Origin of the sequence: Mycolicibacterium chitae (genome assembly GCF_900637205.1) — a bacterium.
GTDB classification, from domain to species: Bacteria; Actinomycetota; Actinomycetes; order Mycobacteriales; family Mycobacteriaceae; genus Mycobacterium; species Mycobacterium chitae.
In genome coordinates this window covers 3,704,865-3,727,317 of sequence record NZ_LR134355.1, presented here as the reverse complement: position 1 = coordinate 3,727,317, position 22,453 = coordinate 3,704,865, and the positions used below count along the sequence as shown (strand labels likewise).

Genomic DNA, 22,453 nt, shown 5'->3' with positions numbered 1-22,453 from the left:
CATGCTGCACAGGCGAATCAAGATTCAGTTGGCCATCTTCGCTGTGGTCGCGCTCGTCGGCGGCCTGGTGATGGTGTTCGGCTATATGAAGGCACCGGGCAACTTCTTCGGGCTGGGGCGCTACAAGGTCACGGTCGAACTGCCGGCCGCCGGGGGACTGTACAAGACCGGAAATGTGAGCTACCGCGGCACCAACGTCGGCCGGGTACAAGAGGTACGTCTGACACCGACCGGCGTGGAGGCGGTGCTCTCGCTGACTTCTGGCATCGATATCCCGTCGGACCTGATTGCCGAGGTGCACAGCGTTTCGGCCATCGGGGAGCAGTACGTCGCGTTGCTGCCGAGCAACGGTGATTCCCCGCCATTGCAGGATGGGGACGTCATTCCGCTGGAGCGCGCTTCGGTGCCCCCGGACATCAACAGCCTGCTCGACGCCACCAACACCGGGCTGGAAGCGATTCCACGCGACAACCTGCGGACAGCCATCGATGAGGCGGCCCGGGCCGTCGGTGGTCTGGGCCCGGAGATCCGCCGGTTTGTCCAGGGCTCGACCGAGTTGGCGTTGGATGCTCGCGAGAACCTGGACCCGCTGGTGGCGTTGATCGACCAATCCCAGCCGGTGCTGCGGTCCCAGTCGGACAGCTCCGCCGAGATCCGCTCCTGGGCATCGAGCCTGGCTGCCCTCACTGAGGATCTACAGACCCATGATGCGTCGGTGGGATCAACGATGCAGCGAGCCCCGCAGATCGAGGAGATGCGGCAGTTGTTCGATCGGATTAAGCCCACGGTGCCGATCATCGCCGCCAATCTGGCCAGTACCGGTGAGGTGTTACTGACCTACCAGCCCGCGGTCGAGCAATTGTTGGTCCTGCTGCCACCGGGTGTCGCGATGTTGCAGGGCATCATGGTGCCGGGCTTCAACGTGAAGCAGAAGTACAAGGCCATCACGATGGACTTCAACCTCAACCTCAACCTGCCGCCGCCCTGCGCTACCGGTTTTCTACCGGCCTCGCAGCGTCGCACGCCCGCCGCGTTGGACTTCCCCGACCGGGTACCCGGAGCGCTGTACTGCCGGGTACCCCAGGACGCGATGCTGAATGTGCGTGGTGCTCGCAACCTCCCATGCTTCACCCGTCCTGGTAAACGGGCAGCGACTGTGGAACTTTGTGAGAGAGAAGAAGATTACGTGCCTCTCAACGAGGGGTACAACTGGAAGGGCGACCCGAACGCCACGCTCACCGGGCAGGATATTCCACAGGTGGTCGGGCCCGATGAGCCCGCGGAGGCGGCACCCGCGCCCGGGGTGGCCGCCCCGCCCCCGATCGCGATCGCCGAGTACGACCCCCAATCGGGCAGTTACATCGGTCCCGATGGTCAGACCTACACCCAGTCGAATCTCGGCCAAGCAGGCAAGGAGCAGACGTGGCAGGACATGTTGATGCCGCCGAACGAGAAGTGAACGGGCCGGAGGACATCGATGACGACGTCGCAACCGGGGTCGATATTGGCACCGATCAGCCGCACTCGCCGGTACGGGCGGCACTGGTTGTCGGACTCGTAGCCTTGACAGCCGTGGGGTCGGTGGCGGCATGGCTCGGCCATCAAGCCTACGAGTCCCTACGAGTTCAGCACGAGCACCACGTGTTTCTTCAGGCAGGTCGACAAACCGCGTTGAATCTGACCTCCATCGATCACACGACGGCTGAGCAGGACGTAGCGCGCATCCTGGAGTCGGCCACCGGTGCGTTCCGCGACGATTTCCAAAGCCGCACCGACTCCTTCGTCGAGGTGGTGCGGAAGGCGCAATCGAAGTCCGAAGGCACCATCGTCGAATCAGGTGTGGAATCGGCCACCGGCAACGAGGCGCAGGTGTTGGTTGCGGTGAACGTCTTGACCACCAATGCCGGGGCTCCAGAGCAGGAACCGCGGAGCTGGCGAATGCGGATGACCGTCCAGAAGTCAGCTGGTGACGCAAAGGTATCCGACGTGGAGTTCGTGGCATGACTGTAACGGCGACAGAGAAGAATGCCGGGGTCATCGACGAGGTGGCCGACGCCGACTCCACGGCGGTCGGGACCACCGACGATGGCCCCCGCCCCGATCCGGCAGCCGCCCGCGGACCGGGATCCGCACGGTGGCTGCGGGTGTGCGCGTTCATCGTGCTGCCCGCGTTGGTGCTGCTCTCGGGGTTGGGGGCCGGCTACGCAAAGTGGTTGGGCGGTTCGGCTGAGCGCAACCCGTCGGCGTCTATCGCGGCCGTACAAGCCGCCACCGACGGCACGATTGCCATGCTGTCCTATCAACACGACACAGTCGAGCAGCAACTCGGTGCCGTGGGCGACCGACTGACCGGAGACTTCAAGGACGGCTATGCCGCACTCGTCAACGACGTGGTCATCCCCGGCTCCAAGCAGCAGAAGATTTCGGCGGAGGTCACCATCCCGGCGGTGGCGCCGGTGACAGTATCCGATACCCATGCGGCGGTTCTGCTGTTTGTCAATCAGGCGACCACGATCGGCGACGATGCGCCGACCTCCACCACCTCATCGGTGCGGGTCGGTCTCGACAAGGTGGACGGCAAATGGCTCATCTCCGAGTTCCAACCGATTTGAGAGCGATGAAGAGCACATACCGAGGTCGGAGCGGACGTACCGGACCCCGCCGCTGCACCGGCATTGCGGGGGTCGTAGCGGCCGTCGCCGCACTTGCGGCGGTGACGAGTCCGCCGACCGCACGCGCCGACGAGTTGGCCTACCTCGTCAATGTGACTGTGCGACCCGGTTACAACTTCCCCAATGCCGATGAAGCACTTCGTTACGGTCGGTTCGTCTGCGACAAGGTGGCCCAGGGCCGCGCCTACACCGACGTGGTCGCAGAGACCAAGCACGATCTGCGTACCGCCGACGAGTACCAGGCCGCGTACCTGATCAATCAGGCCGTCAACGAACTGTGTCCGGCCCAGATCTGGCAGTTGCGAAACTCCGCCGCGCCCTACCGCCCGAACGAGGTGCCGTGATTCTTTATTCGAGCCCCCTACTGCCAGCGGTGGCTGCGGCGATGCTGATGGTCATCCCCGCGGTGACCGCCCCCAGCGCTCACGCCGACAACAAACGCCTCAACGATGGCGTCGTCACCAACGTCGACACAATCAAGAAAAAGGCGGGTTGCAGCGGCGACCTCAAAGTCAATCCACAGCTGCGATTGGCCGCCGAGTGGCATACCAGAGACGTGTTGAACAACCGCAACCTGCACGGCGAGTTGGGATCTGACGGGTCCACGGCGCAGGACCGGGCCCACGCCGCGGGCTACCGTGGCCGAGCCAGCCAGACGGTTGCCATCAACCCGGCGCTGGCGATCAACAACATGGAGGTACTGCGTCAGTGGTACTTCAACCCGGCCACGATGGCGGTGATCCAGGACTGTGCCTTCACCGAGATCGGGGTGTGGTCGGAGAACCATCTCGACCGCTCGGTGGTGGTCGCCGTCTATGGGGCACCGGCGTAGGGGAGGCGCTGGGGTGCTTAGCCGCGGTCGTCTGCGGCTCCGGCCTCGAATGCCACTGCGAGGCCCGCTCGGGCCGCGCTGTCCAACAAGGCCGGCGGTTTCCGGTCTGCGAGCAGACCGTCCATCAGGGCGATGTCTTTGGCGAGCAACCGCGCCCCGTGGGTGGTGCCCTCGCTGTGTCGCGGAAAAGCGCTGCGGCATCCGCCGGCGACAAACATCTGGTTGGCACGACTGGACCCGGTGGATGACGCGATCGCGGTCATCGACAGCGCGACGTCGAGTCCGAGTTCACGGCACAGCACGATCGCCTGCTCGGTGACCGCGACCTGGGCGGCGAACAGATAGTTGTTCACCAGCTTGAGCACCTGGCCGGAGCCCAGCGGGCCGACATGAAGGACCGGCGACCCGAAGGTCTCGAAGACCGGAAGTGATTGCTGCACCGGAAGTTCAGGTCCGCCGACCATCACGGTCAGTTCACCGTCGAAGGCCCGGGCCCGTCCGCCGGACACCGGGGCGTCGAGGACCTCGACCCCGTGCGGTGCGGCCGCGGCGAGACGAACGCACAATTGGGGAGCGACGGTGCTGTGCACCGCCAGCACCGACCCCGCCGTCATGTGGGGCAGTACAACATCGGCGACCTGCTGCACCTGGTCGTCCGTTCCGACGCATACGCCCAGCACTTCGCTATGGGCTGCCAGCGCGCCCAGGGAGTCGGCGGCTATGGCGCCGCGCATGATCAGCGGGCGCGCCTGCTCGGGTCGGCGCGCGTACACCGCCAGATGGTGACCGGCTTCCAGGATGCGTTGTGCCATCGGCTCACCCTGGTCGCCCAGCCCGACAAAACCAACTCGCACGCGCAAACCTCTACTGTCCCGATGACCCGTTAACGGGGGTCGCGCGCATCGGTACGGTCAGCAGGCCGCGGCCCTCACCGCCGTTGTACCGCAACGCGTAGTAGTCGGTGACCTCGAAATCGGAGAATGCCGCCAGGAACTCCTCCAGTCCGACCCGGACGCCGAGCTTGCCCAGATGGGATCCGACGCAGCGGTGCGGCCCGGCGCCGAAGCCCATGTGACGGTTCGGGAATCGGTCGAGCACCACCTCGTCGGGCTTGTCGAAGATGGTTTCATCGTGGTTCGCAGAACCCAGCCCGACCATCACCAGATCGTCCTTCGGGATCGGGCACCCGTCCAAGACGGTGTCTTTGGCGGCAGCGCGATTCATATGCGGTACCGGGGTGACGTAGCGGATGAACTCTTCGACGGCGGTCGGCATCAGCATGGGCTCGCGGTGCAACCGGGCTCGATCCTCGGGATGCCCCGCCAGCCACACCAGCGATCCTGCCATCACCGCACCGGTGGTGTGGAGACCGCCGAAGGTCGTCTGCAACAATAGGCTCTGCTGCTCATCCAGACTCAGCGGCCGGCCATCGACCTCGCCGTCGACGATCGCCGAGATGATGTCGTCGCGGGGCGGTTCGGAGGCTCGTCGCTGCAAGGTTGCGGCCAGGTGTCCGAAGAACTCCATCGACAGCCGAATGCCCTCTTCGTCGTCGCGGACGCCGGCGGCCAGCACTCCGGTCCAGTGATCAAGCTTGTCCAAATCTTCAGGCTCGTAACCGATGACGCGCAGCGAGACGCGTTTGGCGTAGGGCTCGCAGTAGTCCGTGCAAAGATCGAACTGGTCCGGGTTCGCAATCTGCTCGATCCACTCGCGGGCCAGTTCACGCATCCAGCCCTCGTGCTGTTTGACCACTTGCGGCGCCAACCGCGGGTTGAGAATGCGTCGGTACTCCCGGTGCAACGGCGGGTCGACCTCACCGGGCAGCAGGGTCATGTTCTGCCGAGGAATGTTGACCCCGAGAGTGGCGGTGTAGGTCTCGCAGTCGGTGAGCACCGCCTTGACATCGTCGTAGCGCGAAGTGAACCAGAAGCCGCCGTACCGTTCGCTGTGGATGACCGGGCACTGCGCACGCAACCGCCGCCACAGATCGTGCGGTGACACCACGATTCTGGAGTCGCGGTGGTCGTACTGCAGTTGCTCCCATCCGCTCGGTCGGGTCGGGCGTGTCTCGAGCATCTCCGGCATGGCGTTACTCCTCGTAGCTGGGCTGGGTCACCGGTTCAGGTGGCCGGCGTCGACAGGGAAAGTCACTCCGGTGACGTAGCGGGCTTCGTCGGAGACCAAGTAGGCAATGGCATTGCTGACGTCGATGGGTTCGATCAACGGCACCGGCATCGGATTCTGGTAGGCGGGAGCACCGGCGATCTCCGGGTTGGCGGCCGCCCAGGCGCCGTACTCTTCGTTGGCGACCATGGGGCTGTTGACTCCGGTGGGATGTACGGTGTTGACCCGGATCATGTGCTTCGCCAGTTGCGAGGCATACACCCGCATCAGTCCCACCACGCCATGTTTCGCCGCGACATAGCCGACCTGTCCCGGAAGGGTATTGAGGGCGAGGCTGCTCAGGCCGGCTGCCGAACTGGTGATGACGATCGCCCCGCCTTTGCCACGCTCGATCATGCCCGGGATCACCACTTCGAGGGTGTGCCAGACTCCGGTGAGCATGGTGTCGATCGCGTCATACCAGGATTGTTCGCGGTCACCGGGTTCGAGGACTGGCATGATGCCGGCGTTGGGCAACGCGATGTCGACGTGTCCGAACTGGCGGACCCCGGCGTCATAGGCGGCCTGCACATCGGCGCGCTTGCGCACGTCACCCACGAATGTGACGATCGATCCGCCCGCCGCGGTCACCAGCGCCTCGGTCTCGGCCAGATCGTCCTTGGTGGCCATCGGGTAGAACACCGACTCGATCTGGTCGCAGATGTCCATCGCGATGATGGCGGCGCCCTCCTCGGCCAACCGCACCGCATGCGAACGGCCCTGTCCGCGTGCGGCTCCGGTGATGAAGGCGACCCGGCCGTCGAGTTTGCCCATGGCGTTACACCTGCTTTCTGTCTTGTCTGGTGGGGCGGTCAAGCGCCGGAGTCCACGATGACGATGGCGTTCTCCGGGCAACATGCGACGGCGTCGTCCAGGAGATTGTTGTGCAGGAGATTGTTGTCTTTGATCGTCGCGTCGGGGCGCACGAGCCCGTAGCCCTCCTCGTCGGGTTCGAACATCTGCGGGAACAACTGGTAACACTGGCCGTGTCCCTGGCAACGTTCGTCGATCTTGACTCCGGTCACGTCGCGGCTCCTCTCGCGCACGATCCGGGCTGCGGACCGGCGTCGAAAATCGTTGTGATGCGGCTTACAAGTGAACGTAAGGCGTGACCGCGCGCGGGTCTATGATCAAACAGCGCACGGGCAGGTGACCGCGATGGTCATCGGTTGGGGGTCAATGATGTCCGTTCGCGGCGAGCTCGTCCCACACGATTGCAGTCAATTGATGCAGGGCCTCGTGGTCGCGGGCCCGATCGTCCCGCCAGACCGCATAGGTGACCAGCCGGACGTCGTCGTCGTCGAACGGCAGGAACAGCACCGGTTCGTCGGCGAACGCCTTACGGGTGGCCCCGAATTCGGCCCCGCAGATCGTGAACGCCTGGCCTGCCGCGACCATCGGGACCAGTTGGGACTGATTATTCGACGGAATAGCGACTCGCCCGTGCACACCGTGGCGAATGAGCAGCTCGTCGGTCACGCGGTAGACGAACGGAGCGGCCGCTTCGCGCAGCGAAACGTACGGCAGATGAGCCAGCTCATGGATGCGCACGCTGGTGCGGTCGTCGAATCCGGTGCCGCGACCGATCACCACGGCGACCCGTTGGTCCTCGACCCGCACCGCGACCAGCTGCGGGTCGACTACCCGTCCGTGGACGAACGCCAGGTCGACCTCGCCCCTGGCGACGGTGCGCAACAGCGGTGCAGTGGAGGCGGATTCGTGGCGGACCCGGATCCTCGGGACGGCGTCGTTGATCAGTTGCAGAAACCGCGAACGCAGCCGGGGTGACACCTCAGGAGCCATCCCGACTGTAGCCGACCGGATGGCCGGTTGGCGCACGCCTGCGGCGATCTCGCGCAACGCATCGAACTTCTCCACCACCTCGATCGCCGACGGAAGCAGCCTCCTGCCCACCTCGGTCAACGAAATGTGGTGGTAGTCGCGCACGAACAGCTCGGCGCCGAGTTCCCGTTCGAGATCCTTGATGCGCCGGCTCAGCGGCGAGGGCGCCATGTGCAGCCGTTCCGCCGCGCGGGAGAAACTCAGCTCCTCGGCAACCGCAACGAAATACCGCACATGGTGCATTTCCATGTCTCCAAGCATGTCGCCGGGGCCTGCCGGTGTCCATCACCAGATGACCGATTCGATCACCGGCCGTTGCCTGAGTTGATCGTGGACGACCGCCGCCGCGCGTTCCTACCCTGAGCGAACATCTTGTGCTGATAATTGTCCCCACCCGAACGGAGTAGCCGGTGGTCAATATCGTGTCACCGATAGCGGCTTGGGCTCGCCGCGAACCTGCGGCGCCCGCATTGGCGTGCGACGACGTGTCGCTGACGCGGGTGCAACTCGACGCCGCCGCCGGCGCCGCGGCGACCGCACTTGCGGCGCAAGGCGTCACCCGCGGGGATCGGGTGGCGTGCGTGGGCGGCATCAGCGCGGGCTGGGCTGTCCACGCACTGGGGGCGTTGCGTCTGGGTGCCGTGGTGGTGCCGATCAACGAGCGCTTGACCGCCCGCGAGGTGGCTCAGATCTTGCACACGACCGAGCCCCGGGTGGTGCTCTGCGACGAGCAACGCGCCCGGACCTGCGCCGACGCCGTGTCCGCCCTGGAAGACGCCCCAGTGGTCACCGCTATCCTCGGGTCGCTGCCGCCCCCCAGCGGCGTGGTGCCGGCGGGCGAGGTCGACGTTACCCGCGACGACTGTGCGCTCATCGTGTTCACCTCCGGCTCTACCGGCCGGCCCAAGGGGGTGCCGCTGACCCACGGCGCCATCCTCGAAGCGTTCTTCGAGTGGGTACTGCAAGAACCCACCCTGATGCGCGCACACGCGCTCAACGTGACTTCGCTCGCGTTCCTCGGCGGCCTGTTCAACGGCTTTCTGGCCCCGCTGATCCTGGGCGGGCGCACGACGATGCTGTCTACTTGGGATCCCGCCCGCGCGCTTGCAGTTCTACGTGAGGAGGCGATCACCAGCATGGCCAGTACGACGATCTTCTATGAACAGATGGCGGCGCTGCCCGCCTTCGGCTCCTCCGAACTGCCCGAACTGCGCATCGCGATCGCCGGGGGAAACCCGGTGTCGCGCAGGGTGCTCGAGGACTGGCAGAGCCGCGGTGTGTTGTTGCGTCAGTCCTATGGGCTGACCGAGGGATGCGCGGTCGTGAGCATCCCACCTCCGCTGATCGCCTCTGAACACCTCGATTCGGCGGGACTCGGTGGCATCCTGCGTCAGGTCGCCGTCATCGACAGTGCGGGCAGGCCGGCGGCCCCCGGAGAGCCGGGTGAGATTGCCATCAAAGGTGCCGGTCTAGCGCGGGAGTACTACCGCAATCCCGAGGCGAGCGCCGCGGAGTTCGTGGACGGCTGGTTGCGGACGGGAGACATCGGCACCATCGACGAGTCGGGTCTGCTGCGCGTCGTCGGCCGCCTCAAGGACATCATCATCTCCGGCGGGTTGAACATCTACGCCGCTGAATTGGAACGCACCATCGCGTGTCTTGCCGGCGTCGGCGAGGTCGCGGTCATCGGTGTGGCAGATGACCGGTACGGAGAAACGCCGGCCGCGCTTGTCTACGGCGCTGACGACCTCACCGAGGTGTTGGTGATCGCGCATTGTCGTCGGGAGCTAGCCGCCTACAAGGCGCCGCGCTATGTCGAGTTCGTCGAGAAGCCGCTGCCGCGGACGACTTTGGGGAAGATTGACAAAGGTGTCTTGAAAGAGCTTTACCGAGACCTACCGGCCCAGCGAGCTGCCTCGGCATGAATGGGTCCGGTGGTGGCCGTTGCTATCCGAGGTCGTGGAGGAATTTCAGGACCGCCGCGGTGAAGGCGTCGTTGTCGTCGCCGCTGACCATGTGGCCGGTACCGCCGACCTCCACGTAGGTCGCGTGAGGGATCAACGTCCGCAGTTCGAGTACCCCTTCGGCGGTCACCACGTCGGACTGTGCGCCCTTGACCAGAAGAGTTGGGACGTCGACGTTGCGGGCGGCTCGCCGACCCCGGGCGCGTCGGTGCTGGTGCGTTTCACCGCCCGGGCCCCTGTTGCCGATGAACGCCGGATCCCAGTGCCAGTACCAGCGACCGTCACGCTGCCGTAGGTTACGAGCGAGACCGTCCGGCTTCGGTGGCCGGGCCCGGTGCGGGTTGTAGGCGGCCACGGCCTGGGCGGCCTCCTCGAGGGTGGTGAAACCCGAGAGGCCGCTCTGCAAGAACTCCCGCACCCGCTCCACTCCCGGCAGGGAAGGCGACACCGCGATGTCCACCAAGACCAGGCCGGAAGCGATTCCGGGGTTCTCCCCGATGGCGACCAGTGCAGCCTGTCCGCCCATGGAGGCTCCGACCAGGATCGGCGGCATCGCCCGAGACTTCGCCACCGCCACCACGTCCCGGACCATCGCCTCGCTGCTGTAGTCGCCCTCGCCGGACCAGTCGCTGTCGCCGTGTCCACGTGCATCGACGGCATAAGTCGTCCACCCTGCCGCCGCAAGCCGTTGCCCGGTGCTCTTCCACGACCCGCGTGTCTGACCGCCCCCGTGTAGCAGTACCACCTCCGGACGGTCCGGGCCGGCGAGCGGAGACGACCAATGGTCGGTGGCCAGGTTGAGGCCGTTTCCGCGCAGGACCATGGGCTGATGGTGACGCACGATGCTCTCCCGGGATCAATGGGCCGGCCTGTACAGGGCCATGGCGTGTGACATTATCTAATGGTCATAGGAAAAGTTTTCTTGGGTCGATATGGCCGGGTCTGACGCGACCGGATCGATTCTCGAACTCGACGAAGGACGACTCTGATGGTTCGCAACCCGATGCGCTTCGGCGTGCACGTCTTCCTGACCGAGGAGTCGATGGGCGCGGCGGAAATGGCCACAGCGGTCGAGGACCGCGGCTTGGATGCGCTGTGGCTGCCCGAACACACCCATATTCCCACCAGTCGACGCACCCCGTATCCGCCCGGCGGAGAGTTGCCGGACGAGTACCGCCGCTGTGTCGACCCATTTATCGGACTGGCCGTTGCGGCCGCTGTCACGAGCCGGATCCGGTTGGGAGCCGGTGTCATTCAGGCCGCCCTACGCGATCCCATCGTCACGGCCAAGGCGGTCGCTTCCCTGGACCTGTACTCGAACGGTCGTGTCGAGGTGGGCGTGGGCGTCGGCTGGAACGAAGATGAGATCGCCGACCACGGCGTGAACTTCACCCGGCGGCGCGAGGTCGCCCGCGAGCACGTACTGGCAATGCAAGCCCTGTGGGAACACGACGAAGCCGAATTCCACGGCGAGTTCGTGAATTTCGACTCGTCGTGGTCATGGCCCAAGCCGCAGCAGACCGACGGACGGGGGCGTCGCGGAGTGCCCGTGCTGCTCGGTGGGGCGGCCGGCCCGAAGCTGTTCAGCCAGATCGTCGAATACGGATCGGGCTGGATGCCGTTGGCCGGTGGCGGCCTCACCGCCGGGGTGCAACGGTTGCGAGAGCTCGCCACCGCCGCCGGCCGTGACCCCGACGAACTCGCGGTGATTCCGTTCGGTTCGACGCCTGGCCACGACAAGTTCGACTACTTCGAATCCCTGGGCATCGGCGAGGTGATCTTCAATCTGCCCTGGGGGTCGCGGGACGTCGTCCTGCCCGCCCTGGACCGCCTGGCGGGGTTCGTCGCCGAGCGCCGCGGGACGGCGGCGTAGCCACCGCGCGAGCTGATAGCGCGGTCAGCTCGTGTACATGCGGATGAATGCGCCGACGGTCTCGAGTGCCTGTTGCGCCTCGGGCAACTGAGCGGCGAACATGTGGAACACGTGGAACAAGCCGTCGGCGATGTGGAGCTCGACCTGACCGCCCGCGGCCTTGGCGGCCTCGGCCAGCCGCACCGAATCGTCGAGGAGCAGTTCGCAAGCCCCAACTTGCACCAGCAGCGGTGGAAACCCGGCGAAGTCGGCGAACACCGGCGACACCCGGGGATCCCGCGCGTTGTGGCCGGCCAGGTATGTGCCGGCCATCTGTTCGGCTGCCGTGCGTGAGATGAGGGGGTCGACCTCGCCGAACCGCGTCATCGACTCACCCGACAAGGTCATATCGGTGAACGGGCTCAGCGCCACCACAGCGGCCGGCAACGGTTTCTTCTCGGCGATCACGGTGGCGATCGTTGAGACGGCCATCCCGCCACCGGCAGAATCCCCTGCCATTACCAGCTTTTCGGTCCTACCGCCCAACTCCTGCACCAGTGCGTTGTAGGCGGCGCGAGCGTCGTTCAGACCGGCGGGGAACGGATTTTCGGGTGCCAACGCGTAGTCCGGGACGAAAACCCTGGCACCGCCGGACCGCGCAATGCGCGAGGCGAGGTCACGGTAGCCGTAAGACGAACCCAGGATGCCACCGCCACCGTGTAGGTAGAGCACGGTCGCCTCGCCGGATTCGGGCACCGATACCCAGCGTCCTTCCACACCTCCGATGCTGTCCTCCGTGACCGACACGTCGGCGGCCGGTTCGGGCAGCATCCGGTCGAATCCGCGGCGCCTGGCCGCCACATCAATGTCCGGCCGGCGCCATGGGGCATAGGCCTCCACTGCAATGGCAGTGGCCGCCTCGTTGGGGGCCGGAAGATTGGTGTCCGTGCTACCCAGGTTTCCTATGGTCACGAACTTTTGTCTACAACAGCGAAGATGGCCGGTCAACAGCGTCGACGCGAACAGGATGATATGCAGATCGAGGGAACCTCGGCAGTAGTGACTGGGCGAGCGCCCGGCCCGGGTGCAGTGACGCCTGTGTGGGGAGAGCATTGGAGGCACAATGGCGCAATCGGACGCACCCCTTGGCCAGTTTACCTAAAGGTTGTAGGCTGGCGGCCGGAACACGACCCGGGTCCGAAGGGAAGACGGATGACCAACCGCGAGGAACTGCTGATCGACGGTCAATGGCGCAAGCCGAAGAGCACCGAACGGCTTTCGGTGATCAGCGCTTCCACCGAAGAAGTGATCGGATCGGTGTCCGACGCCGGCGGCGAGGACGTCGACGCCGCCGTCACCGCGGCGCGCCGGTCGTTCGACGAAGGGACCTGGCGGCGACTGGGCGTCGACGAGCGTGCTGAGATCCTCGAGCGCGCGTTGCAGATCCTCGAGCCGAAACTCGATGAGGTCGCCAACGTGGTGACCTCGGAGATGGGATTGCCCACTTCCATTGCCCAAGTTCAGATTCCGAGTGCTCTCGGTACCGCCCGCTTCTTCATCGACGTAGCCAAGAACGAACCGATCGCCGAACTGCGTCCGGGCCAGACGACCGCCGCAGTGGTCAAGGAACCGGTCGGTGTGGTCGCCTCGATCGCCCCGTGGAACGGGCCGTTCAACATGGCGGTCAACAAGATCACCGCGCCCTTGGTGGCGGGATGCAGCGTCGTCTTCAAGCCGGCGGCGGAGACGCCGCTGGATGTCTTCTACTACGCCGAGGCGCTCGCCGAGGCGGGCGTGCCCGCTGGGGTGTTCAATCTGATCACCGGCCACCGCGACACCGGCCGCGCCCTGGTCAATCACCCGGGGGTGGACAAGGTCAGCTTCACCGGTTCGACCGTGGCCGGCCGCGAGATCGGCGAGGTCTGTGGGCGCAGCTTCAAGCGCATGCAGCTGGAGCTCGGTGGGAAGTCGGCCGCGATCATCCTCGAAGACGCCGACATCCCGACCACCATGCAGGGCCTGGCGGTGGGCTCCTTCTTCAACACCGGCCAGGTCTGTGCCGCCTACAGCCGCGTTCTCGTCCCGCGGACCCGCTATGACGAGATCGTCGATGCTCTGGTCGCCACCGCGGAGTCGTTCGTCGTGGGGGACCCCTTCGACCCGGCAACGACCATGGGGCCCTTGGTGTCTCAGCAACAGCGCGAGCGGGTGGAGGGCTACATCTCGATCGGTGTGGACGAGGGCGCGAAGATCCTCACCGGCGGCGGCCGGCCCGCGGGGCTGGACCGGGGCTGGTTCGTCCAACCGACCGTGTTCGGATCGGCGGACAACTCCATGCGCATCTGCCAGGAGGAGATCTTCGGACCGGTCACCACCGTGATGACCTACGACAATCTCGAAGAGGCCATCGCGATCGCCAACGATTCGGACTACGGATTGCACGGCGCGGTGTTCACTGCCGACGACGAAGCCGCACTGCGGGTGGCCCAGGCCGTTCGCACGGGCACGTTCAGCGTGAACAGCTTCAACTACAACACCGAGGCGCCGTTCGGCGGGGTGAAGTGTTCCGGTGTCGGGCGTGACACCGGCCGTGAGGGCCTGACCGCCTACTACGAGCTCAAGACGATCAACCTCACACCGGGAATGGAAAGGCTGTTCAGCTGATGACGGACCGCGAGAACTTCTTCATCGGCGGCGGCTGGGTGGCTCCGGTGTCGTCCGGGGTGGTCGCCGAAGTCGGCGAGGCCGCAACCGGTTCGGTGTTGGGGCGCTCGCCGCTGGCCGGCACCGCCGACATCGACGCGGCAGTGACGGCGGCGCGGGGCGCGCTGGAAGCATGGGGTGCGCAACCGGCAGCGGACCGGGCCGCCGCGATGCGTCGCCTCGGGGCCGCGCTGAAGAGCCGGGCCAAGGACACAGCCAAGCTCGTCAGTCGCGAGAATGGGATGCCCGCGAAGCTGTCGATCGGTGCGAACGGCTACAGCCCGGCACTCATGCTCGACTACTACGCCGATCTCTGTGAAAGCCTGGACCGCGACGACCTGCGCTCGGGAATGCTCGCGCAGGTACGGGTGCGCAGGGACCCCGTCGGCGTGGTCGCAGCGATCATTCCGTGGAACTACCCGCAGGCACTGGCCGCGATGAAGATCGCCCCCGCACTGGCGGCTGGATGCACGGTCGTATTGAAAGCCGCTCCGGAGACGGCGCTCGACGCGTTCGTCTGGGCCGACGCGGCCCTGGAGGCCGAACTACCGGCCGGGGTACTGAACATCGTTCCCGGTGGCCGGGACGCGGGTACGCACCTGGTCAGCCATCCCGACGTCAACAAGGTCGCGTTCACGGGTTCGACGGCGGCCGGACGCGCGATCGGCGAGGCGTGCGGTCGGCTGCTGCGACCCGTCACGTTGGAACTCGGCGGCAAGTCCGCCGCGCTGGTCGCCGCCGACGCTGACCTCGACGTATTTCTCGCCGGGTTGCTGGACGTGTGCCTGCCCAACAACGGTCAGACCTGTCACGCCGGTACGCGCATCCTCGCGCCCCGGGCGCGGTACGACGAAGTGGTCGATGCGGTCACCGAAACCGTGCGTGGGCTGCGGGTGGGTGACCCTCTCGATCGCGCCACCCAGATCGGCCCACTGGTCAGCGAGGCGCAGCGCAAGCGCGTGCTCGGCTACATCGATGAGGGCCGACGCAGCGGCGCCCGCCTGACCACCGGCGGTTCGGTCCCCGCCGATCAATCGGTCGGCTGGTTCGTCGAACCGACCGTGTTCGCCGACGTGGACAACGCCAGTGTGATCGCCCGGGAGGAGATCTTCGGGCCGGTGCTGTGTGTACTGCCGTATGCCGATGAGGAGGAGGCCGTTGCGATCGCCAACGACTCGGACTACGGCCTCGGCGGCACGGTGTGGACCACCGACGTCGAGCGGGGACAGCAGCTGGCGGACCGCATCCAGAGCGGCTCGGTGGGCGTCAACCACTACGCCCTCGACGTGGTCGGCCCGTTCGGTGGCGTGAAGGCCAGCGGGTTGGGCCGTGAGCTCGGACCCGAGGGTCTGGCGCCCTACCAGGTCCTCAAGTCGGTTTATCTGCCGCCGGCCGGAACCGCTTGAGCATGAGAGCCGAACTACCGCTGGACGGGCTGCGGATCCTCGACCTCAGCCACGGCGTCGCGCAGTCCTGTGGTCGATACCTGGCCGATCTCGGAGCGGAAGTGGTCCGCGTCGAGCCTCCGGGGGGTGACCCGGCACGCCGCAGCCGTGGGGCGGTGAGCGTGCCTTGGGCGCTTCGCAACGCCAACAAGCTCGGCATCACTGTCGACCTCGACGCGGTCGAGGGGCAGGAGCGGTTGCGCGACCTGGTTCGGTCGGCAGACGTTGTGCTCGAGTCGTTTTCGCCCGCCGAAGCTGTCGAACGCGGGCTGGCCCCCGACGATCTGCTCGCCGTAAATCCGACGTTGGTCGTCACCTCCATCACGCCGTTCGGCCGGACCGGCCCGTACCGTGACTGGTCTGCCACCGAGCCGGTGTTGACCGCAATGGGGGGTGTGCTGTGCCGTTCTGGCTTGCCGGGCCGACAGCCGGTGCTCCCGCCCGCCGGCATCGTCGAGCAGACCGTGGCCGTCCATGCCGCCTGGGCCACACTCGTGGCTTATGTCAAACGGTTGCGCACCGGGGTGGGGGAGACGGTCGACGTCGCGGCGTTCGAGGCCGTTGTGCACGGCTTCGATCCCGGCTTCGGGGCTCAGGGATCGGCGGCGGCAGGCCGGGCCGAGTCCTTCCCGCGGGACCGTCCCGAGGCGGCCAGTTTTTACCCGTTCTTCCCGTGTGCCGATGGCCATGTCCGGATCTGTCTCTTGGCCAAACGTCAATGGCGAGCGATGTTCGAATGGCTCGGGGAGCCCACGGAATTCGCCGATCCGCGTTACGACACCGTCGCGGCCAGGTTCCAGGCCGCAGATCGGCTGCACCCGCTGATAGCCGCGTTGTTCGCGGACAAGACCCGTGACGAACTGGTCGCCGAAGGTAGCGCCAGGGCCATTCCGGTCTCCGGCGTCCTGACCGTCGACGAGGTCCTCGAGACCCCGCACTTTCTTGAGACCGGATCGCTGATCGATGCGGAGCTTGCCGACGGACTGCACACGCGCGTGCCCTCCGGGTACGTGTCGGTTGGCGGCATGCGCGCCGGGTTGCGGAACCGGGCGCCGAATGTCGGCGAGCACAACGACACGTTGCCGGACAGGTCAAGGGCGGCCGGCGAGGACCAACACCGTTCGGCCGGGGCGACGATGTTCCCGCCGGATCCCGAGCGGACCGGACCGTTGGCCGGGATGCGGGTACTCGACCTCGGAGTCATCGTCGTCGGTGCGGAATTCGGCAGGTTGTTCGCCGACCAGGGCGCCGACGTCATCAAGGTGGAGAACACCACCTTTCCCGACGGACTGCGGCAGACCCGCAGCGGCAGTGGGATCAACCCCTCCTTCGCCTGGGGACACCGGAACAAGCGGAGCCTCGGGCTGGACCTGCGCCGTCCGGAGGGTGCGCGACTGTTTCGGCAACTCGTGGCCCACGCCGATGTGGTGGCGGCCAACTTCAAGCCCGGAACCCTGGAAGCGCTTGGGCTTTCGTTCGACGACTTAACGGAGATCAACCCACGCATCATTGTCTCCGACAGCAGCGCGTTCGGCGCTCGGGGCCGATGGAGCACGCGCATGGGATATGGGCCGTTGGTGCGGTCGTCCTGCGGAGTTTCGGTACTGTGGCGGGATTCGCAGCTCACCGAGGAGGATCCGAGCGCGTACTGCGACGGGTCCACGGTCTACCCCGACCACATCGCGGGACACGTCTCGGCGATAGCTGTACTGGCCGCAGTGATCGGCCGGGAGCGCACCGGTCGAGGCACCCTCGTCGAAACCGCTCAGGCCGATATCGCGATCGTGCACCTCGGACCGACGCTCACCGCCGCCGCGCAAGGTGCTGAGGCACCACAAGAGGGTGTGTACGGGGTGTTTCCGTGTGCCGGCGACGACGAGTGGTGCGTCGTGGATGCGCGGGATCCCGCGCACGTCGACCGATTGGCTCAGGTGTTCGGCGAACCGGACCTGCCTCGAGCGTCATCCGGTGCCGTCGTGGATGCTGTGCGCTCGTGGACTGCCAGGCGCACCTCCGCTGACGCGGCGGCGATGCTGCAGCAAGCGGGGATTCCGGCCGGCCCGATGCTCCGGTTGCCCGAGCAACTGATGGATCCACACCTGATGGCGCGCAACAGTTTCCAAACCATGGCGCATCCACATCTGAAACAGCCCGTGCCGACCAACGCCCGAATCGCGCACTTCTCGACGATTCCGGATCCGCAACTGAATCCGGCACCGCTGGCCGGCGAGCACACCCGGGAGATTTGCGCGACACTGCTGGATCTGACGTCGGAGGAGCTCGAGCGCCTGGTGGCCGATAACGTCCTTCAACCCCCGGTCATCGACCCGGTGACGATCGAGTCGGTCCCCATGCCACCGCGCCGACCTGCGCAGACGCCGAGATGAAACATCTGGTGGAACTATTGACGGCATATAACCTAACAGCTTAAGGTTTCTTCAAAGAGTTTCAGTTCCGTCAAGGCGGCTCGCGTACGCCACCGCATCGCTGATGTGGACGTCAATTAAGGAGGATTCGTCATGTCCAGGCTCGAGAACAAGGTCGCGGTGATCACCGGTGCCGGCTCCGGATTGGGGCGAGAGGCCTCCCAGCTGTTCGCTGCGGAAGGCGCCAAGGTCGTCGTGATGGACATCTTCGGCGACCGCGCTGAGGGTACCGTCAAACTGGTCAGCGACCAGGGTGGCACCGCCGTCGCAGTGGAGGCCGACACGACCAAAGAGGCCGACGTCCAGCGCACCATCGAGACCGCGCTCAAAGAGTTCGGCCAGCTCGATATCGCCTGGGCCAACGCCGGAATCGTGTCCCGCGGCGGGGTCCCGACCGTTGCCGGCGGCGAGGAGTTGGCGTTCGAGGACTTCCCGCTCGAAGACTGGGAAGACGTCGTCTCGGTCAACCTCACCGGGCCTTTTCTGGTCGCCAAGCATTCGATCAAACCGCTGCGCGAGAACGGTGGCGGCGTCATCCTGATGACCTCGTCCGCATCGTCATTCGCCGCCTACCACAGCATCGCGCCGTACATGGCCACCAAGGGTGGGGTGAACTCGCTGGTACGCGGGCTCTCGCTCGACCTCGGCCGGTTCGGCATCCGCGTGAACGCGATCGCCCCGACGCACGGCATGTCGCCGAACTTCCTGATGGAGCGCGGCGCGCCCGTCGTGGGGCAGTCCTATGAGGAATCTGCCGGTCCGTGGGACAAGGGCATCACCCCGATCCCGCTGAAGCTTGACCGGGCACCGAACCTGCGGGACAACGCGTACACGGCGCTGTTCCTGGCTTCCGACGAGGCTGCCTATACGACGGGGCAGACGATCTCGTCGTGCGACGGTGGGACGCTGGCCCGCGTGGCGATTCCCTTCCCGGAGGATCAGGGGGAGCCGACGTTGTAACCGAACGATCAGCATCGACGCCGCCGTGCCTGTGGTACGGCGGCGTCGCCGTTTCGGAACTGCGACGGCTTCATCAAAACCGTGGGGAACGACTTGCCATATTTACCTAATGGCTTTAGGCTAACGGTAGATGAGCCTTGAAGACCAGGAGGTCTAGATGACGCAGTCAATCGCGCCGCGAGCGGACCGGATTCGCAGGTTGCTCGAGCACCTGCGCAACGAGACGACCGACGAGTTCGCGGACGTCCAGACATTCGACACCAAGCGCTACGTCGACCCCGAGATCGCCGCCCGCGAGCGCGAGCGGGTGTTCGGGCGGGTGCCCTCGATCGTCGCGCATGGCAGCGAGGTGCCCAGGCCCGGCGACTTCATCACGCTGCGATTGCCGAACAACAACGTGATCATCGTTCGGCAGAGCGACGGCAGCGTAAAGGCACTAGTCAACATGTGCCGTCACCGCGGCGCGCTCATCGAGAAGGAGGAGAAGGGCCGGTGCCGCATCTTCTCCTGCGGTTACCACCGCTGGTCCTACGACACCGACGGAACGCTGCGGACGATCACCCGGGACAACACCTTCGGTGATATCGACCGCTCCGTCCAGGGCCTGGTCGAGTTGCCCTGTGAGGAACGCGCCGGCTTCATCTGGGTGGTCGACGACGCGAGCGGGGAAATCGACGTCACCTCGTGGCTCGGACCGGAAATGGACGGCATCCTTGAGGGCTACGAACTCGACAAGCTGATCACGTTCCGGGCTGAGGGCTTCGACGAGCCGGTCAACTGGAAGATCATGCAGGACGCCTTCCTCGACGGCTACCACGTCCAGTACGCGCACCCCAACACCGCGGCCAAGCACATTCATACCAATGTGATGGTGGTCGAGGACTTCGGTCAGCACGCACGTTTCATCGCGCCGCGCAAGACGATCGACAAGTGGCTCGAGGAGGACCCCGGCGATCGCGACCTGTCGAAGAACATCACCGAATCGCACTACCTGGGACCCAACAGCACGCTGCTGCGGCAGCCGGACCACTTCCAGCTGTTGACGTTCCGTCCGCATCCGAAGGATCCGGGGCGGTGCCGGATGGAGATGCGGCTCATGGTGCCCACGCTCGAGGACAGCGGCCTCAGCGAGGAGAAGTGGAACCACAACTGGGAGAAGAACTGGAAGATCCTGTTGGCCGTGCTGCACGAGGAGGATTTCCCGTTGCTGCGCGGCGCGCAGTCTGCGGTCGAGAGCACCAACAGCGGATCACTGCTGCTGGGGCGCAACGAGGTGATCAACCAGATCTTCCACCGCGAACTGGCCAAGTTGCTGGCATGATCGATTTCGAGTGGCGAACTGAGCTGACGGCCGCCGATGAGCCGGAACTGCAGCACCTGCTCCGCTCGGCTGCGGCATACGACGACGAGGCGGGTTTTCCGCAGCTGCACCTCGACGACCTGATGAGCGAGGGCACCTCGCACCTGCTGGTCTGGTTGCGTGCCGACCCGCGACTGGACGACACGGAACTCGCCCTGGCTCATGTCCTCGCCGCCTACCTACGGGTGCAACCCCGCCCCGGAGGCATCGGTGAGGTCTCCTACGTGGTACGGCCCGAGTTCCGCTCGCGCGGGATCACGACGTTGCTGCTGGAGAAGATCGGGCTCGAGCTGAATGTAGACGGCGGTTGGCAGGGCACCGGCGTCACTGCGCTGCGTGTGTGGGCGCGCGGAAATCACCCTGCGGCACACCGGGTTTCGATGAGGTTTCACCATTGCGGCATTTCGACGATCGCCCTGGAGTGGCGGCTGTTGATGCCGGTGCGGGATCTGCCGGCCATCGATCCAGACGCACCGGCGGTCCGCCGGGCCGCTACCGACGCCGAGCGCAGCGCCGCGGACCAGCTATGGCAGGAGCACGGCGGACGAGAGGCGATTCCGGCCGGGGCGGAGCTCTTCGTGGCCGGTGACGGAGCCGAGCTCACCGGGGCGGTGTGGGTGGCACCGCAGGCCGGCGAGCAAACGGAGTATGGAACGGCCGGCCGGATCTACGGGCCCGTCGTGCCCCCCGGCAATCAGGAAGCCTTGCGGACGCTGCTGATCACGGCGCTGCAGCCGCTGCGCGATGCCGGCCTGAGGGTGGCGTCGACGGTGGTCGACTCGGCCGACTGGCCGGTGGTGCACGAGGCGAGGCTCTTGGGTTTCATGCATGATCGCACCGATGTGCAGTACGCCGTCGGTGCCACCGGCGACACCCGATCGCTCCCGCTCCCGGCAGAGGTTGACTAACCGGATTTCTCGAGGAGAGAGATGAGCCTGCCGCAGTCGGCGGAACGCGATCTGGCATCGCTGCCACCCGACCAGATCCTCCATGCCGAGGATCTGGTCGCCGGGGACTGGATGGACCTGGGTTCGGTCGAAGTGACCCGTGACGAAATCATCGAGTTTGCAAAGCGTTTCGACCCGCTACCGATTCACCTGGATGTCACCAACCCGGTGTTCGGTGATGTGATCGCCAGCGGAATGCACACCCTGTCCCTGTTCTCCAGTATCGCGTCGCCGAACTTCATCTCGCGGCTGGCGCTGGTGGCGGGCAAGGGAATCGAACGACTGCATTTCCCGCGCCCGGTCCGCCCCGGCGCGGTGCTGAGCGGGTCGGTCCAGATCGTCGACATCAGGATGGGCGCGCGACGGGCGGATGTGCACTGCCGGTACGACATGGCCGACAGCGGGGGCGAACTTGTGATGACGATGGTGGGCGTGCAGGTCGTTCGGCGTCGCCACCCCGTCGCCGACTGATCGTCCACCGACACGAAGGAAAGCGCGCTGATGAATTCTGCATCCGGCCGGGTGAACGGCAAGGTTGTGCTCGTCACTGGTGCCGCGAGCGGGATGGGTGTCACCCATGCCCAGTTGCTCGCGCGGGAGGGCGCCAAGGTCATCATGACCGACATCAACGAGAAGGACGGCGCACCGATCGCAGAGGAGATCGGCGAGAACGCACTCTTCGTGCGCCACGATGTATCTGATCAGGAGTCCTGGGAAGCGGTGGTGACCCGCGGCGTCGAACGGTTCGGTCCGATCGACGTGCTGGTGAACAACGCTGCGGTGCCGGGGACACGAGTGCGGACCCACGAACTGGCCGTCGACGAGTATCTGCGGATGGTGGAGGTGGACCAGCACGGCGCGTTCTACGGCATGCAGGCGGTCCTACCGGGAATGCTCGAGGCCGGCGGTGGATCGATCGTGAACATTTCTTCGATGGCCGGCATCACCCATGCGCAGGGTGCCCCCAATGTCGCCTACACCACCGCAAAATTCGCAGTGCGCGGTATGACGAAGGCGGCTGCGATCGAGTACGCACCCGACAACATCCGGGTGAACTCGGTGCACCCCGGGCCGGTGCTCACCGGCATGGCGCGGGAAACGGTCGGCACCTACGGGCCGGAACGACTCGCGGCCTATCTGGAAACCATTCCGCTGCGGCGGTTGGCCGAGCCGATCGAGGTTTCCTATCTGGTGCTGTACCTCGCCTCCGATGAGTCGGCGTTCTGCACGGGTTCGGAGTTCATCATCGACGGCGGGATCCTGGCCAAATAGGACTCGGCTCCC

Annotated in this window: 22 protein-coding genes; 15 read left to right on the top strand and 7 right to left on the bottom strand. The window is 65.9% G+C overall.

Features of this window, described 5'->3' with window-relative positions; genetic code table 11:
* The first annotated feature begins 1 nt into the window (after position 1).
* The 5 genes from EL338_RS17810 to EL338_RS17790 all read left to right on the top strand — a co-directional run bounded on the left by EL338_RS17810 (position 2) and on the right by EL338_RS17790 (position 3,504).
* Positions 2-1,459, top strand: coding sequence for an MCE family protein (locus EL338_RS17810; RefSeq protein ID WP_126334962.1), 1,458 nt, complete (start codon positions 2-4; stop codon positions 1,457-1,459).
* Positions 1,423-2,004, top strand: coding sequence for an Rv1363c family protein (locus EL338_RS17805; protein WP_126334961.1), 582 nt, complete (start codon positions 1,423-1,425; stop codon positions 2,002-2,004). Before EL338_RS17810 ends, EL338_RS17805 begins: the two co-directional genes overlap by 37 nt.
* Positions 2,001-2,612 (top strand): Rv1363c family protein, encoded by a 612-nt coding sequence (locus EL338_RS17800; RefSeq protein WP_126334960.1) that lies wholly within the window; start codon positions 2,001-2,003, stop codon positions 2,610-2,612. Before EL338_RS17805 ends, EL338_RS17800 begins: the two co-directional genes overlap by 4 nt.
* Positions 2,613-2,713: 101 nt before the next feature.
* The gene (locus EL338_RS17795) at positions 2,714-3,016 is read left to right on the top strand and encodes a DUF732 domain-containing protein (protein ID WP_264002701.1); all 303 of its coding nucleotides are present in this window, start codon (positions 2,714-2,716) and stop codon (positions 3,014-3,016) included.
* 41 nt (positions 3,017-3,057) lie between these two features.
* Positions 3,058-3,504: a CAP domain-containing protein gene (locus tag EL338_RS17790; RefSeq protein WP_126336942.1), complete on the top strand. Its 447-nt coding sequence runs from the start codon at positions 3,058-3,060 to the stop codon at positions 3,502-3,504.
* A gap of 17 nt (positions 3,505-3,521) precedes the next feature.
* Here the strand turns inward: EL338_RS17790 and EL338_RS17785 are convergent, their stop codons facing one another.
* From EL338_RS17785 to EL338_RS17765, 5 genes are all read right to left on the bottom strand, one after another.
* Positions 3,522-4,316 carry an NAD(P)-dependent oxidoreductase gene (locus tag EL338_RS17785; protein WP_145965902.1) on the bottom strand — a complete coding sequence of 265 codons (795 nt, stop codon included), beginning with the start codon at positions 4,314-4,316 and terminating at the stop codon, positions 3,522-3,524.
* 52 nt (positions 4,317-4,368) lie between these two features.
* Entirely contained in the window at positions 4,369-5,592 is a 1,224-nt protein-coding gene (locus EL338_RS17780; RefSeq protein WP_126334957.1) for a cytochrome P450, read from the bottom strand.
* 27 nt (positions 5,593-5,619) lie between these two features.
* Positions 5,620-6,444 carry a mycofactocin-coupled SDR family oxidoreductase gene (locus EL338_RS17775; RefSeq protein WP_126334956.1) on the bottom strand — a complete coding sequence of 275 codons (825 nt, stop codon included), beginning with the start codon at positions 6,442-6,444 and terminating at the stop codon, positions 5,620-5,622.
* A gap of 38 nt (positions 6,445-6,482) precedes the next feature.
* On the bottom strand, positions 6,483-6,695 hold the full coding sequence (locus tag EL338_RS17770; protein ID WP_163792224.1) for a ferredoxin: 213 nt from the start codon (positions 6,693-6,695) through the stop codon (positions 6,483-6,485).
* Between the two features lie 151 nt (positions 6,696-6,846).
* Positions 6,847-7,761: a LysR family transcriptional regulator gene (locus EL338_RS17765; RefSeq protein WP_163792222.1), complete on the bottom strand. Its 915-nt coding sequence runs from the start codon at positions 7,759-7,761 to the stop codon at positions 6,847-6,849.
* Between the two features lie 161 nt (positions 7,762-7,922).
* Between EL338_RS17765 and EL338_RS17760 the strand changes: the two genes are divergently transcribed.
* Entirely contained in the window at positions 7,923-9,437 is a 1,515-nt protein-coding gene (locus EL338_RS17760) for a class I adenylate-forming enzyme family protein (protein ID WP_126334953.1), read from the top strand.
* Between the two features lie 22 nt (positions 9,438-9,459).
* Here the strand turns inward: EL338_RS17760 and EL338_RS17755 are convergent, their stop codons facing one another.
* Positions 9,460-10,299, bottom strand: a complete 840-nt coding sequence (locus tag EL338_RS17755; protein ID WP_126334952.1) for an alpha/beta fold hydrolase — start codon at positions 10,297-10,299, stop codon at positions 9,460-9,462.
* Positions 10,300-10,464: 165 nt separating this feature from the next.
* On the opposite strand from EL338_RS17755, the gene EL338_RS17750 reads away from it, so the two are divergent.
* Positions 10,465-11,349, top strand: a complete 885-nt coding sequence (locus tag EL338_RS17750) for a TIGR03619 family F420-dependent LLM class oxidoreductase (RefSeq protein ID WP_197721898.1) — start codon at positions 10,465-10,467, stop codon at positions 11,347-11,349.
* Positions 11,350-11,373: 24 nt separating this feature from the next.
* Here the strand turns inward: EL338_RS17750 and EL338_RS17745 are convergent, their stop codons facing one another.
* Positions 11,374-12,441: an alpha/beta hydrolase gene (locus EL338_RS17745; RefSeq protein ID WP_126334951.1), complete on the bottom strand. Its 1,068-nt coding sequence runs from the start codon at positions 12,439-12,441 to the stop codon at positions 11,374-11,376.
* A 99-nt stretch (positions 12,442-12,540) separates the two neighbouring features.
* Between EL338_RS17745 and EL338_RS17740 the strand changes: the two genes are divergently transcribed.
* The 8 genes from EL338_RS17740 to EL338_RS17705 all read left to right on the top strand — a co-directional run bounded on the left by EL338_RS17740 (position 12,541) and on the right by EL338_RS17705 (position 22,441).
* Entirely contained in the window at positions 12,541-13,992 is a 1,452-nt protein-coding gene (locus EL338_RS17740) for an aldehyde dehydrogenase (protein ID WP_126334950.1), read from the top strand.
* On the top strand, positions 13,992-15,437 hold the full coding sequence (locus tag EL338_RS17735) for an aldehyde dehydrogenase (protein ID WP_126334949.1): 1,446 nt from the start codon (positions 13,992-13,994) through the stop codon (positions 15,435-15,437). Before EL338_RS17740 ends, EL338_RS17735 begins: the two co-directional genes overlap by 1 nt.
* 2 nt (positions 15,438-15,439) lie before the next feature.
* Entirely contained in the window at positions 15,440-17,863 is a 2,424-nt protein-coding gene (locus EL338_RS17730; RefSeq protein ID WP_126334948.1) for a CaiB/BaiF CoA transferase family protein, read from the top strand.
* 132 nt (positions 17,864-17,995) lie between these two features.
* Positions 17,996-18,862, top strand: coding sequence for an SDR family NAD(P)-dependent oxidoreductase (locus EL338_RS17725; protein WP_126334947.1), 867 nt, complete (start codon positions 17,996-17,998; stop codon positions 18,860-18,862).
* A 157-nt stretch (positions 18,863-19,019) separates the two neighbouring features.
* A complete protein-coding gene (locus EL338_RS17720) occupies positions 19,020-20,183 on the top strand; it encodes an aromatic ring-hydroxylating oxygenase subunit alpha (RefSeq protein WP_126334946.1) in 1,164 nt (387 codons plus the stop codon).
* Positions 20,180-21,130 (top strand): hypothetical protein, encoded by a 951-nt coding sequence (locus EL338_RS17715; protein WP_126334945.1) that lies wholly within the window; start codon positions 20,180-20,182, stop codon positions 21,128-21,130. The genes EL338_RS17720 and EL338_RS17715 overlap by 4 nt, the downstream gene beginning before the upstream one ends.
* A gap of 21 nt (positions 21,131-21,151) precedes the next feature.
* Entirely contained in the window at positions 21,152-21,640 is a 489-nt protein-coding gene (locus EL338_RS17710) for a MaoC/PaaZ C-terminal domain-containing protein (RefSeq protein ID WP_126334944.1), read from the top strand.
* Positions 21,641-21,670: 30 nt separating this feature from the next.
* Positions 21,671-22,441, top strand: a complete 771-nt coding sequence (locus EL338_RS17705) for a glucose 1-dehydrogenase (protein ID WP_126334943.1) — start codon at positions 21,671-21,673, stop codon at positions 22,439-22,441.
* Positions 22,442-22,453: the final 12 nt, after the last annotated feature.